This is a genomic window from Streptomyces sp. NPDC026672, assembly GCF_040638185.1.
GTDB lineage: Bacteria > Actinomycetota > Actinomycetes > Streptomycetales > Streptomycetaceae > Streptomyces.
The window spans coordinates 13,594-31,164 of sequence record NZ_JBEZXS010000037.1 but is presented as its reverse complement, the minus strand read 5'-3'; the positions used below and the strand labels follow the sequence as shown (position 1 = coordinate 31,164).

Genomic DNA, 17,571 nt, shown 5'->3' with positions numbered 1-17,571 from the left:
TTGCCGGGGATAACGGATCTACCAAGACGTATGGCCTTTTCACCCCTCCAGGAACGCCGTGAGGGAATTGGCCAGCAGGTAGGGGTCGGCGGCGCCGCACAGTTCCCGGGCGCTGTGCATCGAGAGGATGGCGACGCCGATGTCGACGGTGCGGATGCCGTGGCGGGCCGCGGTGATGGGGCCGATCGTCGTGCCGCAGGGCATCGAGTTGTTGGAGACGAAGGACTGGAAGGGCACGTCCGCCTTCTCGCAGGCCGCGGCGAACACCGCCCGGCCCGAACCGTCGGTCGCGTAGCGGTTGTTGACGTTGACCTTGAGGATCGGGCCGCCGTTGACGCGCGGGTGGTGCGTCGGGTCGTGCCGCTCCGCGTAGTTGGGGTGCACGGCGTGGCCCGTGTCCGAGGAGAGGCAGATCGTGCCCGCGAACGAGCGGGCCCGGTCCTCGTACGACCCGCCGCGCGCGAAGACCGAGCGCTCCAGCACCCCGCCGAGCAGCGGCCCGTCCGCGCCGGTGTCCGACTGCGAGCCGTTCTCCTCGTGGTCGAAGGCGGCCAGCACCGGGATGTACGGCAGCTCCGCCCCGGACGTCGCCACCGCCGCCAGCGCCGCCGCGCCCGCGTGCACCGACAGCAGGTCGTCCATGCGCGGCCCGGCGACCAGCTCGCGGTCGCGGCCGAGGTAGGCGGGCGCCTCGACGGAGTGCACCATCAGGTCCCAGCCGGTCACCTCGCCCGAGCGCAGTCCGGTCTCCTCCTCCAGGAAGGCGATCAGGTCGCCGTCGCGGACGTCGTCCCCGACGCCCCACACGGGCTGGAGGTGGCGTTGCTTGTCGAGCTTGAGCCCGTCCGTGTTGACCGAGCGGTCGAGGTGGATGGCGAGCTGGGGCACGCGCAGTAGCGGCCGGTTCACGTTCACCAGCCGGGTCGAGCCGTCCCGCAGGGTGAGCCGGCCGGCGAGCCCGAGGTCGCGGTCGAGCCAGGAGTTGAGCAGCGGTCCGCCGTAGATCTCCACGGCCACCTGCCGCCAGCCGTGCGCCCCGGTGTCCGGCAGCGGCTTGACCCGCAGGTTGGGCGAGTCGGTGTGGGCGCCGACGATCCGGAACGGGGTGTGCGCGGCGGCGCCCTCCGAGACGTACCACGCGATGATCGCGCCGCCGCGCAGCACGAAGCGGCCGCCGCTGGTCCCGTCCCACTCCTCGGTCTCGGTGACCTGGCGGAAACCGGCCTTCTCCAGCCGCGCGGCGACGTTCGCCACGGCGTGGTACGGCGACGGGCTCGCCGCGAGGAAGGACATCAGATCGTCGGTGTGGCCGCGGTCGAAGCGGAGGGGAGCGCGCATGGGTTCACCTTAACGACGTGTGTGGGCCCACTCCCCTTATGGGAGCGGGCCCACACGGTGGGGCGGACGGGGCGCGAGGTCTAGAAGGCGGCCTCGTCCAGCTCCATCAGGTCCAGGTCGACGTTCTCCGAGATCTTGCGGGCCAGGGTGACGCCGGGCAGGACGTTGGCGGCGAAGAAGGTCGCGGCCGCGATCTTGCCGGTGTAGAACGCGGTGTCCTTGGCCGACACGCCCTTGCCGCCCGCGGTCTCCAGCTTGTCGGCGGCGACGGCCGCGCCCTTGAGCAGCAGGTAGCCGACGATCACGTCACCGGAGGCCAGCAGCAGGCGGGTGGTGTTGAGGCCCACCTTGTAGATGTTCTTGACGTCCTGCTCGGTGGCGGCGAGGTCGGTCAGCATCAGGCCGACGATCGCCTCCAGCTCCACGGCCGCCTTGGCCAGGTGCTCGCGGGCGCCCGCCAGCCGCTCGCCGCCGGTGCCGAGCGCGAGGAACTTCTTGATGTCCTCGGCGAGGGAGTTCAGCGCGGCGCCCTGGTTGCGGACGATCTTCCGGAAGAAGAAGTCCTGGCCCTGGATGGCCGTGGTGCCCTCGTAGAGGGTGTCGATCTTGGCGTCGCGGATGTACTGCTCGATCGGGTACTCCTGGAGGAACCCGGAGCCGCCGAAGGTCTGGAGCGACTGGGCGAGCTGCTCGTAGCCCTTCTCGGAGCCGTAGCCCTTGACGATCGGCAGGAGCAGGTCGTTGAGCGCGTGCTCGGTGGAGGCGTCCTCGCCGGTCGCCTCCTTGACCGCGATCGCGTCCTGGACGGAGGCGGTGTAGAGGACGAGGGCGCGCATGCCCTCCGCGTACGCCTTCTGCGTGATCAGCGAGCGGCGCACGTCGGGGTGGTGGGTGATGGTGACCTTGGGCGCGGCCTTGTCCATGAAGTTCGCGAGGTCCGGGCCCTGGACGCGCTCCTTGGCGTACTCCAGCGCGTTGAGGTAGCCGGTCGACAGGGTCGAGATGGCCTTCGTGCCGACCATCATCCGGGCGAACTCGATGATGCGGAACATCTGGCGGATGCCGTCGTGCTTGTCGCCGATCAGCCAGCCCTTGGCGGGGTGGCGGTCGCCGAACGTCATCTCGCAGGTGTTGGACGCCTTGAGGCCCATCTTGTGCTCGACGTTGGTGGCGTAGACGCCGTTGCGCTCGCCCAGCTCGCCGGTCTCGAAGTCGAAGACGTACTTCGGGACGAGGAAGAGGGACAGGCCCTTGGTGCCGGGTCCCGCGCCCTCGGGGCGGGCGAGGACGTAGTGGAGGATGTTCTCCTCCATGTCGTGCTCACCGGAGGTGATGAAGCGCTTCACGCCCTCGATGTGCCAGGAGCCGTCCTCCTGCTGGACCGCCCTGGTGCGGCCGGCGCCGACGTCGGACCCGGCGTCGGGCTCGGTGAGGACCATGGTGGAGCCCCAGGTCCGCTCGACCGCGATCTCGGCGATCTTCTTCTGCTCCTCGGTGCCCTCCTCGAAGAGGATGCGCGCGAACGCCGGGCCGGAGGAGTACATCCAGATCGCGGGGTTGGCGCCGAGGATCAGCTCCGCGTACGACCAGATCAGGGACGGGGGAGCCGTCGTCCCGCCGATCTCCTCGGGCAGGCCGAGCCGCCAGTACTCCGAGTCCATGAACGCCTTGTAGCTCTTCTTGAACGACGCGGGCAGCGGCGCGGTGTTCGTCTCGGGGTCGAAGACCGGCGGGTTGCGGTCGCCGTCGGTGAAGGAGTCGGCCAGCTCGTTCTCGGCGAGGCGGGTCAGTTCGGCGAGGACGCTCTTCGCGGTGTCGGTGTCCATCTCGGCGAAGGGGCCGGTGCCGTACAGCTTGTCCCGGCCCAGTACTTCGAAGAGGTTGAACTCGATGTCGCGCAGGTTCGACTTGTAGTGCCCCATGGACGGCTCCGTATCGGACTCGGCGAGGCACTGGATCCTCGCGTGTGGTTCACGTACCAACTAGCAGTACCGATGATGCTACCCGTCGGTAATAAGAAGCAACCCCGAACCGCCCATCTGTGACTCAGTACGCTTGCGCTCATGTATGGATACGGCCAGCCCATGGACGGGGGCAGCGCTCAGCAGCAGTACGCCCCGCCGCCGCAGCAGCCGGGCGGGTACGGCCAGCAGCCGCCGCTGTACCCCGAGCCGTCGCCGCCGTCGCTCGCGGACGCGGTGCGGGCCTTCACCACCGGCCAGCTGGCGGCCGAGGACTTCCAGCAGGTCTTCGCGACCTCCAAGGTGTACTGCCCGCGCGGCGACAACCCCGGCTTCCTCGCCCTGCACAACACCCAGCAGCCGGTGATCCCGATGTTCACCTCGCTCAAGGAGCTGCGCCGGTATGCGGGCAAGGAGTCCAAGTACTTCGTGATCACCGGCGCCGAGGTGATCGACCTGCTGCCGACCGGCTACGGCTTCGTCCTCGACATGGAGGGCGAGCACCGCATGGTGTTCGACGCGAAGGCCGTCGAGCAGATGGTCGAGTTCGCGATGCGCCGCATGTACGGCTGAGGTGTGCGGCACTCTGCCCCGGGCCCGGAGGGAATTCCCTCCGGGCCTTCTCCGTTGGGGGTGGCAGGAAGTTCAATGCTCAACTAAACTAGGTGCACAAGGAGGTACCGACATGCCTGCAGTGACCGTGGAGAATCCGTTGACGCTGCCGCGCGTGGCCCCGCCGGCCGACGCCGTGGCACGTCCCGTGCTCGCCGTCTCGACCGCGCCGAGCGGCTTCGAGGGTGAGGGCTTCCCGGTGCGCCGGGCGTTCGCCGGGATCAACTACCGCTATCTGGACCCGTTCATCATGATGGACCAGATGGGCGAGGTGGAGTACGCGCCGGGTGAGCCCAAGGGCACGCCCTGGCACCCGCACCGCGGCTTCGAGACCGTGACCTACATCATCGACGGGATCTTCGACCACCAGGACTCCCACGGCGGTGGCGGCACCATCACCAACGGCGACACCCAGTGGATGACGGCCGGTTCGGGCCTGCTCCACATCGAGGCGCCGCCGGAGGCCCTCGTCATGTCCGGCGGTCTCTTCCACGGCCTCCAGCTGTGGGTGAACCTGCCGGCCAAGGACAAGATGATGGCCCCGCGCTACCAGGACATCCGCGGCGGCAGCGTCCAGCTGCTCACCACCCCCGACGGCGGCGCGCTGCTGCGTGTCATCGCCGGTGAGCTGGACGGGCACGCGGGTCCCGGCATCACGCACACGCCGATCACGATGATCCACGCGACGCTGGCGCCGGGCGCGGAGCTCACGCTGCCCTGGCGCGAGGACTTCAACGCGCTGGCGTACGTACTGGCGGGCCGCGGCACGGTCGGCACCGACCGGCGTCCGGTCCAGATGGGCCAGACCGCCGTCTTCGGCAACGGCTCCTCGCTGACCGTCCGCGCGGACGAGAAGCAGGACTCCCACACACCGGACCTGGAGGTCGTGCTCCTGGGCGGACAGCCGATCCGTGAGCCCATGGCCCACTACGGCCCGTTCGTCATGAACACCCGTGAGGAGCTCCAGCAGGCGTTCGAGGACTTCCAGAAGGGCCGTCTCGGCACGGTCCCGGCGGTCCACGGCATGACGGCCTCCGGCCCGGAGTCCTGACCCGCCCGCACCACCCACGGCGAGCCGTGCCCCACTGTCCGGGGCACGGCTCGCCGCCTTTTGTGTCCGGGGCGGGCGCGCGTCGGGGGCGTTCGTCAGGCGTGTGCGTCAGGGGCGTTCGTACAGCTCGAACCAGATGCTCTTGCCCTCGCCCCGGGGGTCGACGCCCCATACGTCGGCGAGGAGTTCGATCAGCACCAGGCCGCGGCCGGAGGAGGCCAGCTCCCCGGGGCGCCGCTTGTGCGGGAGGTCGTCCCCGGCGTCCCCGACCTCTACCCGCAGCCGCCGCCCGCCCACCTCTCCGGTGACCTCGGCGAGCAGCAGCGCGTCGGCGTCCGTGTGCACGAGGACGTTGGTGACCATCTCGGAGACCAGCAGCACCGCCGAGTCGATCTGGTCGGCCGAGGCCCAGTCGTGCAGCAGCTCCCGCAACTGGTGCCGGGCCTCGGCGATCCGCTCGGGCTCGGCCTGGGCCACCGACAGCAGGGTGCGCCGGAGGGTGGCCGGAGCGCTCACCTCGGTGCCGCAGCCGCAGCCCTCGGCGGGGCGGCCCAGCAGCAGGACGGCGATGTCGTCCTCGCGCCGGTCGGCCAGCGGGCCGGTGGTGTGGTGCGAGGTGGGTCCGTGCACGGCCTGCACCAGGGTGTCCGCCAGCGACTCCAGATCGCCGCCGTGCTCCTCCAGGACGGTCCGCAGCCGCTGCCAGCCGGTGTCCATGTCGTGGCCGCCGGTCTCGATCAGGCCGTCGGTGCAGATCATCATGGTCTCGCCGGGCTCCAGCACGATCCGGGTCGTCGGGTAGTCCGCGTCCGGGTCGACGCCCAGCGGCAGCCCGCCCGCGGTGGGCCGGCGCAGCACCGTGCCGTCGGCCATGCGCACCGCCGGTTCCGGGTGACCCGCACGGGCGATCTCCAGCGTCCCGGTGGCCGGGTCGACCTCCGCGTACAGGCAGGTCGCGAAGCGCGGGTCGGTGCCCTCGCCGGTGGGGTCGGTGACGCCGTGCAGGAAGCGGGAGGCGCGGGAGAGGACGGCGTCGGGGCGGTGGCCCTCGGAGGCGTAGGCGTGCAGCGCGATCCGCAGCTGGCCCATCACCCCGGCGGCCCGTACGTCATGGCCCTGCACGTCCCCGATGACCAGCGCGTACATCCCTCCCCCGGATGCCGTCCGGGAGGTGCCCCCGGGCAGCGGGATCATGTCGTACCAGTCGCCGCCGACCTGGAGGCCGCCGCCGGTCGGTATGTAGCGGGCGGCGACGGTGAGGCCCGGTATCGCCGGGCCCAGGGTGGGCAGCATGGAGCGCTGGAGCCCGTCGGTCAGTTCCCGTTCGGACTCGGTGAGTTCGGCGCGCGAGAGGGCCTGCGCGAGCATCCGGGCCACCGTCGTCAGCACCGAGCGCTCGTCGGGGGTGAAGGCCACCGGGTAGGCGAAGGCCGCCATCCAGGCGCCCATGGTGCGGCCGGCCACCGTCAGCGGCAGGAACGCCCAGGAGCGGCGGCCGAAGGGCTGGGCGAGCGGCCAGGTCACCGGGTAGCGGGACTTGTACTGGCCGGGGGAGGACAGATAGACGGCGCGGCCGGTGCGGACCACCTCGGCGGCCGGGTAGTCGGTCTCCAGCGGCATCTGGGAGAAGGGGCGTTCGGCGCCCTTCTGCTGTCCGTGGTGGCCGATGATCGTCAGCCGGGTGCCCTCCACGCCGAACACCGCGAGGCCGTCCGGTGAGAATCCCGGCATCGACAGTCCCGCCGCGACCCGCAGCACCTCGGCCGTGGAGCGGGCCTCCGCCAGCGCGCGGCCCGCGTCCAGCAGGAACGCCTCGCGGGAGCGCCGCCAGTCCCCCGTGACCGCGCCGCGGCCCGCCGGGGTGCCCGGCGTCGGGTCGGTGACCTCCTGGAGGGTGCCGGTCAGCTGGTACGACCGCCGGTCGGCGTCGTAGGTGGGCTTGGAGCGGCTGCGGACCACCCGGACGATGCGGCCCCGCTCGTCCATGATCCGGATGCGCACCTCGGCGAGGGTGCCCTCGGCGGCGGCGAGCGGGACGACGCCGGTGATCTCGTTCCAGTCGACGGGGTGGAAGCGGGCCCGGGTCTGGGCCTCGGTGAGGGTGGTCCGCACGGCGGGCAGACCGATCAGCCGTGCCGCCTCCGCGTCCACGGTGACCAGCCCGGTGGTGGTGTCCCAGTGCCACAGTCCGGTCGCGAGGGCGGCCAGGACGTCCCCCACGGCGGGCAGGGGCTCGCCAGTGCGCATTGACCCACTTTAGGAAGGGATGATCGGAGAATGCCACCGGGTCGTGGTCTCGGAAAGGACTCGGAAAGGGTGGGGAGGCGATCTTGGGGTGCCCGGTAGGCTTGGGGCAGTTTCACGTGAAACAACGCCCCCGATCCGCGAAGACTGGATGAACGACGATGCATCGGTACAGGTCCCACACCTGCGGCGAGCTCCGCGCTTCTGACGTCGGCACCGACGTCCGGCTGAGTGGCTGGCTGCACAATCGGCGCGACCTGGGCGGCATCCTCTTCATCGATTTGCGTGACCACTACGGCATCACGCAGCTCGTGGCCCGTCCGGGCACCCCCGCCTACGAGGCGCTCGACAAGCTGAGCAAGGAGTCGACGGTCCGCGTCGACGGCAAGGTCGTCTCGCGCGGCACCGAGAACGTGAACGCCGACCTGCCGACCGGTGAGGTCGAGGTCGAGGTCGGCGAGGTCGAGCTGCTGGGCGCCGCCGCCCCGCTCCCCTTCACGATCAACACCGAGGACGGGGTCAACGAGGAGCGGCGCCTTGAGTACCGCTTCCTGGACCTGCGGCGCGAGCGCATGCACCGCAACATCATGCTGCGTACGGCCGTGATCTCCGCGATCCGGCACAAGATGACGGCGCTGGGCTTCAACGAGATGGCGACGCCGATCCTGTCCGCGACCTCTCCCGAGGGCGCGCGTGACTTCGTCGTCCCGTCGCGGCTGAACCCGGGCAAGTTCTACGCCCTGCCGCAGGCGCCGCAGCAGTTCAAGCAGCTGCTGATGATCTCCGGCTTCGACCGCTACTTCCAGATCGCGCCCTGCTTCCGCGACGAGGACGCGCGCGCGGACCGCTCGCCGGGCGAGTTCTACCAGCTCGACGTCGAGATGAGCTTCGTCGAGCAGGAGGACGTCTTCCAGCCGATCGAGCGGCTGATGACGGAGCTGTTCGAGGAGTTCGGCAACGGCCGCCATGTCACCTCGCCCTTTCCGCGGATCCCGTTCCGCGAGGCGATGCTCAAGTACGGCTCCGACAAGCCGGACCTGCGCGCCCGGCTGGAACTCGTCGACATCACCGACGTGTTCGAGGGCTCGGAGTTCAAGGCGTTCGCCGGCAAGCACGTGCGGGCGCTGCCGGTGCCGGACGTCGCGGCGCAGCCCCGCAAGTTCTTCGACCAGCTGGGCGACTTCGCGGTGTCGCTGGGCGCGAAGGGCCTGGCGTGGGTGCGGGTGGCCGAGGACGGGTCGCTGACCGGTCCGATCGCGAAGTTCCTCACGGAGGAGAACGTCGCGGAGCTGACCAAGCGGCTGTCCCTCGCCGCCGGGCACGCGGTGTTCTTCGGCGCGGGTGAGTTCGACGAGGTCTCGAAGATCATGGGCGCGGTGCGGGTCGAGGCCGCCAAGCGTGCCGGGCACTTCGAGGAGAACGTCTTCCGGTTCTGCTGGATCGTCGACTTCCCGATGTACGAGAAGGACGAGGAGACCGGCGCGATCGACTTCTCGCACAACCCGTTCTCGATGCCGCAGGGCGGTTTGGAGGCCCTGGAGACGCAGGACCCGCTGGACATCCTGGGCTGGCAGTACGACATCGTCTGCAACGGTGTCGAGCTGTCCTCCGGTGCGATCCGGAACCACGAGCCGGAGATCATGCTGAAGGCGTTCGAGATCGCGGGCTACGACCGGGAGACCGTCGAGGAGAAGTTCGCGGGCATGCTGCGCGCGTTCCGCTTCGGCGCCCCGCCGCACGGCGGCATCGCCCCCGGTGTCGACCGCATCGTGATGCTCCTCGCCGACGAGCCGAACATCCGCGAGACGATCTCCTTCCCGCTCAACGGGAACGCCCAGGACCTGATGATGGGCGCCCCGACGGAGCTGGAGGAGGCCCGGCTGCGGGAGCTCCACCTGTCGGTGCGCAAGCCGCAGGCGAAGTAGTCGTTGCGCGAGGAGGCCCGGAACCCCCTGGGGTTCCGGGCCTCCTCTGTGCATGCGGCGCGGCGGAGGCGGCTCAGTCCAGCAGCCCGAGTCGGGTGATCTCCCGTCCCGCGGAGCGGTCCATGACCATCAGCAGGCCGGCCTCGCGCGTCCTGGTGTAGGCGGCCTCGTCGATGACGCCCAGCTGGAACCAGACCGCTTTGGCGCCGATGACAACGGCCTGGTCGGCGACGGCTCCGGCGAGGGCGGAGTTGACGAACACGTTCACCACGTCCACCGCGAAGGGGATCTCCGCGAGGGAGGTGTAGCCCGGCTCGCCGTGCACCGCCTCGGCCTTCGGATGCACGGGCACCACTCTCTTGCCGATGCGCCGCAGCTTGTCGGCCACGCCGTAGGCGGCGCGTTCGGGGTTCTCGGACAGACCCACCACGGCCCAGGTGTCTCCGGCAGCGGCGAGGATCTGCCTCGTTGTCGTGTCATCGCCATAGCTCGTCAGCTGCATGGGCCTACGGTAGCGGGGCTGCATACTGTATGCAATGGGGCGGAGTGGGCGGTGTGGGGTTGTTCAGTCGTCGTCCGTGAGGACGTCGGGGGACGCGCCGTCCTCCAGGAGGCGTTCCGCGATGTCGTCGGACCAGTGCTGGGCCCAGGCGCGCAGGGTGTCGATCGCCGTCTCGTCCAGGCCGTACCGCAGGAAGTCGGCGTCGGAGTAGAAGTCCGTGCCGGTGAGGCGGGACTGGAGGGTGGGCAGGTCGAAGGGGTCGTGGGCGTGACGGCGGCCCAGTTCCTCCAGGTCGGGCAGGGAGAAGCGGGTGGCCGCGGCCCGTGCGTCGACGAGGTCGACGGCGGCGCCCCGGTCGTACAGGGCGCGGATCTTCGTCCCGACGGCGTCCTCCAGGGAGAGGGTGGGGCCGTACCCGGTCAGCACCGGGGGCTGCCAGAGGACTTCCTTGTGCAGGACGAGGGCGCAGGGCTCGCCGGTCGGGGGGTCGGTGACGGTCAGCTGTGCGGTGCGCGCGGTGACGGGGCCGGGCCGCACCTGCCGGCCGCGTGCCTCCAGGGCGGCGCCGACGGCCCGCGCGATGGCGTCCATCGGTTCGGGACTCTCGGTGACGAGGTCCAGGTCCCCGTGCGACCGCGCCACCAGCCCATGCGCCTGGAGGGCATACCCACCGGCGAGAACGAGGGCATACACCCCGGAAACCGACACGACGTCCCCGAGCAACCGCCGATGAGTTTCAGAAAGCTCCACGACCCAGGAACTCTGCCAGATCCAAGGCCCCGCACGGGCGGACGCCGCCCCGGGTGATCCCTCAGACCGAGGGCGATTCGCGGGGTTCCGCCATGGGGCTCGGGGCGGTGGGGGACTCGGTTTCGACGAAGAGATCCTCGGCACGTTCGACGGTTCCGGCGCGGTCGAGCCAGTCGTTGGCCCGGGTCAGGTCAGTGCAGGCGGTGATGCGGTCGCGGACGTCGTCGGAGACGGGGATGCCGCGCAGCTCCAGGATGGCCAGAACGCCCTTTACCTCGCCTTCAGCCTTGCCTTCAGCCTTGCCTTCGGCCACGCCGTCGAGGTACGCCTTCTCGATGATCGTCCCTCGGCCGGGGAAGTAGTTCACGAACGTCACGATGTTCCTCCATTTGTCTCCGGCGGGGGTCGTTCCCAGCGCGGTGTCCAAAAACTGGCTGAAGTACCGGGCGGCGTTCGGGGCCATTCCCGCGAGGGCCTGGCCCAGTGCGTCCAGTATGGCGTCCGACCCCGGGCTGTTGGCGTGTGCCAGGGCGGAGAACGCGGCCATCGCGGGTTTCTCGGCCGCCGTTCTGGGGTCCGTGATCGCGGGGAGGTTGTCCGGGCCGACCACCAGGGGGTGGGTTCGCTGTGCTGTCCAGCCTCGGGTGCCGCAGTCGAAGGGGCCGGATGCCCACTTGGCGGTGGTGCGGTCGCGGCACACGACGAGGAGCAGGACCGGCAGGCCGTACTTCGACTGGAGGTAGGCGACGTAGTACGCCCAGCTCGCCGCCTTCTTCGGGTCGCGGCGTTCCTGGGCCTCCACGGCCAGCAGGAAGTCCTCGCCGTCGGACGGTTCGATGCGCAGCACGGTGTCCACGTGCCGTGCGAGCGGCCGGGTCTCCGTCACGTCCGCGGTGACCGCGTACGCGGCGGCCTTCTCAGGTAAGTCGATGCCCAGTACCCCGAATACGGGGGTCAGGATCTCGGGGCGTTCCTCGAAGATCCGGTGCATGCCCTCATGGGCCGATGTGACCATGAGCGCAACATATGAGGATCAACGGGCCTGTCGGCCGGGTATGTGGGTGCGTTCAGTCTTTCGAGTGGCGAAGAAACGTTCAGTGTCGTCGCCAGGTTGTCCCGCGTGCCGGGGAGTTCGGGCTCCCCGGCACATGGGCGCGTGGCTGTCAGTTGGCTTCGCCGCCGAAGCGGGTTTTGTAGGTTTCCAGGTCTTCTTCCGTCAGCTTGGCGAAGAGGACCGGGGGGACCGTGAAGGGGGTGCCGGCGGGGACGGTGGTGAGGGACCTGGCCTCGGGTTCGGTGATCCAGGTGGCCGTGTCCGAGGGGAGGGCGAAGGCCGCTCGCATGGCCGCCGCCGTGGCCGGGATGAAGGGTTCGGAGACCACTGCGTAGAGGTGGATCAGGTTCATCGCCGTGCGCAGGGTGAGCGCGGCCCCGTCCTTGTCGGTCTTGATCTCCAGCCAGGGGGCCTTCTCCTCGAGGTAGGAGTTGCCCGCCGACCACAGGGCGCGCAGCGCGGCCGCCGCCTTGCGGAACTGGAGGGACTCCATGTGCTCCTCGTACTCGGCGAGCAGCCGTGCGATCTCCGTGCCGAGGCGGCTCTCCGCCTCGCCGGGCTCACCGCCGGCCGGCACCTCGTCGCCGAACCGCTTCTTCGAGAAGGACAGCACGCGGTTGACGAAGTTGCCGAGGGTGTCGGCGAGGTCCTTGTTGACCGTCGCCGTGAAGTGCTCCCAGGTGAACGACGCGTCGTCCGACTCGGGGGCGTTGGCGATCAGGAAGTAGCGCCAGTAGTCGGCCGGCAGGATGTCGAGGGCCTGGTCGGTGAAGACGCCGCGCTTCTGGGAGGTGGAGAACTTCCCGCCGTAGTACGTCAGCCAGTTGAACGCCTTGACGAAGTCGACCTTCTTCCACGGCTCGCGCACGCCCAGCTCGGTGGCCGGGAACATCACCGTGTGGAACGGGACGTTGTCCTTGGCCATGAACTCGGTGTAGCGGACGTCCGTGTCGACGTCGTACCACCACGACTTCCAGTCGCCGCCGGTCGCGTCCGCCCACTCCTTCGTCGCGCCGATGTACTCGATCGGGGCGTCGAACCAGACGTAGAAGACCTTGCCCTCGGCGCCCAGCTCCGGCCAGGTGTCCGCGGGGACCGGGATGCCCCAGTCCAGGTCACGGGTGATGGCGCGGTCGTGCAGCCCCTCCGTCAGCCACTTGCGGGCGATGGAGGAGGCGAGCTGCGGCCAGTCCTGCTCGTGCCGGGCCACCCACTCCTCGACCTCGTGCTGGAGCTTCGACTGGAGGAGGAAGAGGTGCTTGGTCTCACGGACCTCCAGGTCGGTGGAGCCGGAGATCGCGGAGCGCGGGTTGATCAGGTCGGTGGGGTCGAGGACCCGGGTGCAGTTCTCGCACTGGTCGCCGCGGGCCTTGTCGTAGCCGCAGTGGGGGCAGGTGCCCTCGACGTAGCGGTCCGGCAGGAAGCGGCCGTCGACCGGCGAGTACACCTGGCGGATCGCCCGCTCCTCGATGAAGCCGTTCTCGTTGAGGCGGCGGGCGAAGTGCTGGGTGATCTCCATGTTCTCCGCGGAGGAGCTGCGGCCGAAGTAGTCGAACGCGAGCGCGAAGCCGTCGTAGATCGCCTTCTGGGCGTCGTGGGCCTGGGCGCAGAAGTCGGCGACCGAGAGGCCGGCCTCCTTCGCGGCCAGTTCGGCCGGGGTGCCGTGCTCGTCCGTCGCGCAGATGTAGAGGACGTCGTGGCCGCGCTGGCGCAGGTAGCGGGAGTACACGTCCGCCGGGAGCATGGACCCCACCATGTTGCCCAGGTGCTTGATCCCGTTGATGTACGGAAGGGCGCTGGTGATGAGGTGTCGAGCCATCGGGGGCTGCTCCCATGTCGCTGAGGTCGCTGAGGGTACGAACCTTGAAATCGTAGCCGACATGTGTATGCCGCCCGCCTCCCGTTTTACGGGGTGGGAGGCGGGCGGCACGGGGTGGGGGCGGGGCGGGGGTGGTATGGGGAGTTATGGGTGTCTTGTGGCGGGTGTTGTGCGGCGGGTGTCGTCTTACGGGTGCCGCGTTACGGGTGCCGTATTACGGGCGCCAGTTCGCGAGGACGCCCTCGTACAGTTCGGTGTCCGTCAGTTCCAGCGGGGTGGGGCCCGCGTGGAAGAAGGACGTGTTCGGGGTCTTCAGCTTGCGGAGGTAGTCGAACGCCTTGTTGTCGTGCTCGCCGAACGCGACGAAGGAGAAGAAGACCGAGGGGTGGGTGTTCGCGGCGTCCGTGAGGGCCTGGGTGGCCGGGGTCTTGGCGTCGGGGGCGCCGTCCGTCTGGAAGACCACCAGGGCGGGGGTGGGGGTGGGGGTGCCGGGGGTTTGGGTCTTGTCGTGGTGGGCCAGTACGGCCTCCACGGCGGCGTGGTAGCTGGTACGGCCCATGCGGCCCAGGGTGGCGTGGACCTCGTCGATCTTGTTCTCGTGGTCGGTGAGGGTGAGGTCGGTGGTGCCGTCGAGCTCGGTCGAGAAGAAGACGACGTGGACCGTGGCCTCGGGGTCGAGGTGGGCGGCGAGGGCGAGGGTCTGTTCGGCGAGGGCCTGGGCGGAGCCGTCCTTGTAGTACGGGCGCATGCTCGCGGAGCGGTCCAGGACGAGGTAGAGCTTCGCTCGGGTGCCGGTGAGGTGGGTTGCCGTGAGGGTGGCTTGGGCGGCGGTGTAGGCCGTGACGAGGTCCTGCGGGAGCTTGGCCGGGTTGATGGGTGTGCGGTTGTTGGTGTCGCCGTCTGCGGGTCCGTTGTCGGCGGCCTCGGCTTCGCCGTCGGCACCACCCTTGTTCCCACCCGCACCACCCGTGCGGGTCGCGTTGTCGGGTGCGGGTGCCGCCTGCGGGGCGGGCTCGCCGTCGGCGTCTGCGGGTTCGTCGTCCGCCGGTTCGTCGGCAACCGCGGCTTCGCCGACGGGCTCTGCCTCGGGCGTGATGTCGGCGGTCGGCGTCGGCTCAGCGTCTTCCGGCGCCCTCGTTTCCCCCGCCGGGGCAACCTCCGCCTCGGGGGCGGCTTCGGGCTCGGGCTCGGCAACAGCTTCCGGTTCCGGCTCGGGCTCAGCGGTGGCCTCAGGCTCGACCTCGGCCTTGGGCTCGGGCGTCGGGGTCGGCTGGACCTCTTCGGTGGGCTCCGGGGCCGGGGCGGGTTCGGTGGCGTTCTCGGCGGTGCCGGAGGGCTCCGCCGTTGCCGGCTCCGGCTCGGGCTCCGGGGTCTCCTCCTGCTTCGACGGCTCCGGCTCGGAGATCGGTGCGGGCTCCGGCTCCGGCGTCTTCTCCGTCGCCGTCGACTCCGGCTCCACAGTGTTCTCCGTCGCCGTCAGCTCCGGCTCCGTCTCCGGCTTCGCCTCTGTGGCCGTCGCTTGCGGCTCCGCCTTGGCTTCCGCCTTCGTCGGCTCCGGTTCTGCTTCGGCCTCCGTGGCCGTCAGTTCCCGCTCCGGCTCGGTCTCCGTCAGCTCCAGCTCCGGCTTCGCCTCGGCTTCCGTGGCCGTCTGTTCCGGCTCCGGCTCGGTCTCCGTCAGCTCCAGCTCCGGCTTCGCCTCGGCTTCCGTGGCCGTCGGCTCCGGCCCCGGCTTCGCCTTCGTCGGCTTCGCCTTGGCCTTCGCCTTCGTCGGCTCCGGCTTCGCCTCTGTTGCCGTCTCTTCCGGCTTTGCCTCGGTCTCCGTGGCCGTCGGTTCCGGCCCCGCCTCGGCCTCCGTTGCCGTCGGTTCCGGCTCAGCCCCCGGCAGGGGGTCCGTCGGCTGGGTTGGGATCTTGATGTTGTTGAAGGCTGCTGCTACCAGCTCGTGTTCGTCGTCGGTTTCCGCGGCAGCGGGCTCGCGGGGGGTGGGGACCTCGGAGGTGCGGGTTCCGGAGGTGGGGGACGGCGAAGGGAGGTGGTCCGCACCCTCCGGTTCGGCGGTGCGCGTCTTGCGTGAGCGGCTGAACGCGTTCCGCAGGAGAGTGAGAATGCCCATGTGCGCAACCCTTCGCGTGAGTTGATTCCCGTCAATCCCTGGCCAGGACGGACACGTAAGGTTAGCGGCCCCCGGTGACGATCTTGGGGAGGGGAGAATGTCAGTGCGGTGACGCGATCGCCCTCGCCGCCGCGACCTCCTGGCGGAGCGGTTCCAGGACGCTGCCCGCCGGTCCCGTGAGGTCGGTGCGGACCGACACCAGGGTTTCGGACTTCCGGACGCCCTCGGCCAACTCGCGCAGTTGCAAAGTCACTTGGGTGATCTCCGACAACGAGGGCGGCGCCGCTCCGTGCCGGACGCGGACCCTCGCCGCGGTCGTCGCGTCGACGATGCGTTCCACCGCCACCACCAGCGGCCACCACGCGGCGGCCCGCCGCCCCGTCGGCGGCGGTTCCGTCAGCGCCCGCTGGAACTCGGTGCGCACGACCGAGAGGTCGCGGTAGAGGCGGCGCCGCATCCGGGCCCGTGCCGCGGGCTCCGTGTCGGCGCCGAACGCCGACTCCACGTACCGCGCCGTGTCGGCGACCGCGTCCGCGAGCCGGTCGCCGACCCGGGTGTGCCAGCTCTCCGGCCACAGCAGGTAGCCCGCGACCAGCGCGATGGCGCAGCCCAGCAGGGAGTCCAGCAGCCGCGGCAGCAGCAGTGCCGTGCCCTGGTGGTTGAGGATGTCGGACAGCAGCAGGATCACCGGGGTGATGGCGGCCGTCTGGTAGCCGTACCCCCGCGGGGTGAACGCCGGGATCAGCGGGGCGAGGAGCAGCATCACCAGGACGTCCCACCAGCCCCGCGGCACCTCCGAGAGGACCGCCGCCGCCAGCAGCAGCCCCGCCACCGTGCCCAGCGCCCGCAGCAGCGCCCGGGAGAAGACCGAGCCGAAGTCGGGCTTGAGGACGAACGTGATGGTGAGGGCGACCCAGTAGGAGCGCGGGACCGGTGCGATGGACACCAGGATCTGGGCGATGCCGATGCACAGGGCGAGGCGCAGGCCGTAGCGCCAGGAGTTGGCGGAGAGGGTGACGTTGCGGGCGGCCCGCGCCGTGCGGACGCCGAGCGCGGCGGGGCGCCCGAGCCGGTCGTCGATGCCGCGCGGGTCGACGTCCGGGGCGGCCACCACCTCGGCGGCGTGCCGCAGCGCGTGGTCGACGGCGCGGGCGGTCTCGGTGACCGGGGGCGGCAGCCGCAGCCCCGTCGGTCCGCTGTAGCCGGTGCCGACGGCCTGTGCGAGGTTCCGTACGGCCTCGGGGACCTCGGGCGGCAGCGGCCGGCCGGCGAGGTGGGCGGCGGGGGCGGCCTCGACGACCGGGGTGATCGCGTTCAACTGGGCCAGCAGCCGGGTCAGTTCGGGGCTGCGGCCGTGGTGGCGGGCCCGCCGGGCGAGGATGAGGTCGTACGCCTGGTTCAGCGACTGGGTGACGGCGTGGCGGGCCTCGTCGTACTCCTCCGTCCGGTCGGTGCCGGACACGGCGAGCAGGGCGGCCACCGTGCGGTAGGTGTCGGCGACCGACGAGCGTTCCGGGACGCCGGAGCGCAGTGGCCAGGCGAGCAGGGCGAGGAGCAGGACGAGGAGGCCGCCGCCGGCCATCAGGACGGGCGCGAACCACCAGGGTCCCGGCAGCGGGAGGCCCGCGCCCACCACGGCGTTCAGCAGGAGCAGCAGTCCCGACACGGAGGCGACCGCGCCGATCGTCGAGATCATCCCGGAGATCAGCGCGACGCCGGTGACCACGGCGACCGCGAGCCAGCCGTGGCCGTGCGCGGCGGCGCCGAGGGTGACGCCGACGGCGCCGAAGAACTGGGGGATCGCGATGTTGAGGATGCGCATGCGGTAGGCGTCGGCGGTGTCGCCGATGACGCCGGACAGGGCGCCCATGGAGGCGAGCGCGCCGTACGCGGGGCGGTCCAGCGCGAGGCCGACGGCCAGGGGGAGGGCCATGGCGACGGCGGCGCGGACCATGGCGGGGCGGTTGGGCGGGGCGTGCTGGGGCTGGAGGTTCCGGACCAGCCAGTCGGGAGGGGTGAGGCTGATGGGGAACTCGCGGGCCATGCGCCCATTATGACCGGCGGCCCGGGACGGGACCGGGGCCGATGCGGGGCCGATGCGGTGCTGGTCCGGGGCAGGTCCGGTGCCGGGCCGCGGTCGGTCGGGGGCCGCTCCGGGGCCGCTCCGCTGCCGGGTCGCGGTCGGTCCAAAGCCGGGCCGCG

The 17,571-nt window shown here is 70.7% G+C and carries 12 protein-coding genes; 3 read left to right on the top strand and 9 right to left on the bottom strand.

Features of this window, described 5'->3' with window-relative positions; all coding sequences use genetic code 11:
• Window positions 1-39: 39 nt before the first annotated feature.
• Both AB0F77_RS32705 and AB0F77_RS32700 read right to left on the bottom strand, forming a co-directional pair.
• Window positions 40-1,338, bottom strand: coding sequence for a M18 family aminopeptidase (locus AB0F77_RS32705; RefSeq protein WP_361955307.1), 1,299 nt, complete (start codon window positions 1,336-1,338; stop codon window positions 40-42).
• 80 nt (window positions 1,339-1,418) lie between these two features.
• Window positions 1,419-3,260, bottom strand: a complete 1,842-nt coding sequence (locus AB0F77_RS32700; RefSeq protein ID WP_361955306.1) for an acyl-CoA dehydrogenase — start codon at window positions 3,258-3,260, stop codon at window positions 1,419-1,421.
• 141 nt (window positions 3,261-3,401) lie between these two features.
• Between AB0F77_RS32700 and AB0F77_RS32695 the strand changes: the two genes are divergently transcribed.
• Window positions 3,402-3,872 (top strand): SseB family protein, encoded by a 471-nt coding sequence (locus AB0F77_RS32695; protein WP_361955305.1) that lies wholly within the window; start codon window positions 3,402-3,404, stop codon window positions 3,870-3,872.
• Between the two features lie 112 nt (window positions 3,873-3,984).
• Window positions 3,985-4,962 carry a pirin family protein gene (locus tag AB0F77_RS32690; protein ID WP_361955304.1) on the top strand — a complete coding sequence of 326 codons (978 nt, stop codon included), beginning with the start codon at window positions 3,985-3,987 and terminating at the stop codon, window positions 4,960-4,962.
• A gap of 108 nt (window positions 4,963-5,070) precedes the next feature.
• Here AB0F77_RS32690 and AB0F77_RS32685 read toward each other — a convergent pair whose 3' ends face one another.
• Window positions 5,071-7,209 carry a SpoIIE family protein phosphatase gene (locus tag AB0F77_RS32685; RefSeq protein WP_361955303.1) on the bottom strand — a complete coding sequence of 713 codons (2,139 nt, stop codon included), beginning with the start codon at window positions 7,207-7,209 and terminating at the stop codon, window positions 5,071-5,073.
• 158 nt (window positions 7,210-7,367) lie between these two features.
• Here AB0F77_RS32685 and aspS point away from each other — a divergent pair, with 158 nt between their 5' ends.
• Window positions 7,368-9,131 (top strand): aspartate--tRNA ligase, encoded by a 1,764-nt coding sequence (gene aspS, locus AB0F77_RS32680; RefSeq protein ID WP_361955302.1) that lies wholly within the window; start codon window positions 7,368-7,370, stop codon window positions 9,129-9,131.
• Window positions 9,132-9,204: 73 nt separating this feature from the next.
• On the opposite strand, the gene AB0F77_RS32675 is transcribed toward aspS, so the two are convergent.
• From AB0F77_RS32675 to AB0F77_RS32650, 6 genes are all read right to left on the bottom strand, one after another.
• A complete protein-coding gene (locus tag AB0F77_RS32675) occupies window positions 9,205-9,633 on the bottom strand; it encodes a CoA-binding protein (protein WP_361955301.1) in 429 nt (142 codons plus the stop codon).
• A 63-nt stretch (window positions 9,634-9,696) separates the two neighbouring features.
• Window positions 9,697-10,383, bottom strand: coding sequence for a hypothetical protein (locus AB0F77_RS32670; protein ID WP_361955300.1), 687 nt, complete (start codon window positions 10,381-10,383; stop codon window positions 9,697-9,699).
• A gap of 61 nt (window positions 10,384-10,444) precedes the next feature.
• Window positions 10,445-11,398 carry a hypothetical protein gene (locus AB0F77_RS32665; protein WP_361955299.1) on the bottom strand — a complete coding sequence of 318 codons (954 nt, stop codon included), beginning with the start codon at window positions 11,396-11,398 and terminating at the stop codon, window positions 10,445-10,447.
• A 148-nt stretch (window positions 11,399-11,546) separates the two neighbouring features.
• Window positions 11,547-13,256, bottom strand: coding sequence for a methionine--tRNA ligase (gene metG, locus AB0F77_RS32660; RefSeq protein ID WP_361955298.1), 1,710 nt, complete (start codon window positions 13,254-13,256; stop codon window positions 11,547-11,549).
• Between the two features lie 214 nt (window positions 13,257-13,470).
• Window positions 13,471-15,369 carry a VWA domain-containing protein gene (locus tag AB0F77_RS32655; RefSeq protein ID WP_361955297.1) on the bottom strand — a complete coding sequence of 633 codons (1,899 nt, stop codon included), beginning with the start codon at window positions 15,367-15,369 and terminating at the stop codon, window positions 13,471-13,473.
• Between the two features lie 100 nt (window positions 15,370-15,469).
• Window positions 15,470-17,413 (bottom strand): FUSC family protein, encoded by a 1,944-nt coding sequence (locus tag AB0F77_RS32650; RefSeq protein ID WP_361955296.1) that lies wholly within the window; start codon window positions 17,411-17,413, stop codon window positions 15,470-15,472.
• Window positions 17,414-17,571 lie beyond the last annotated feature (158 nt).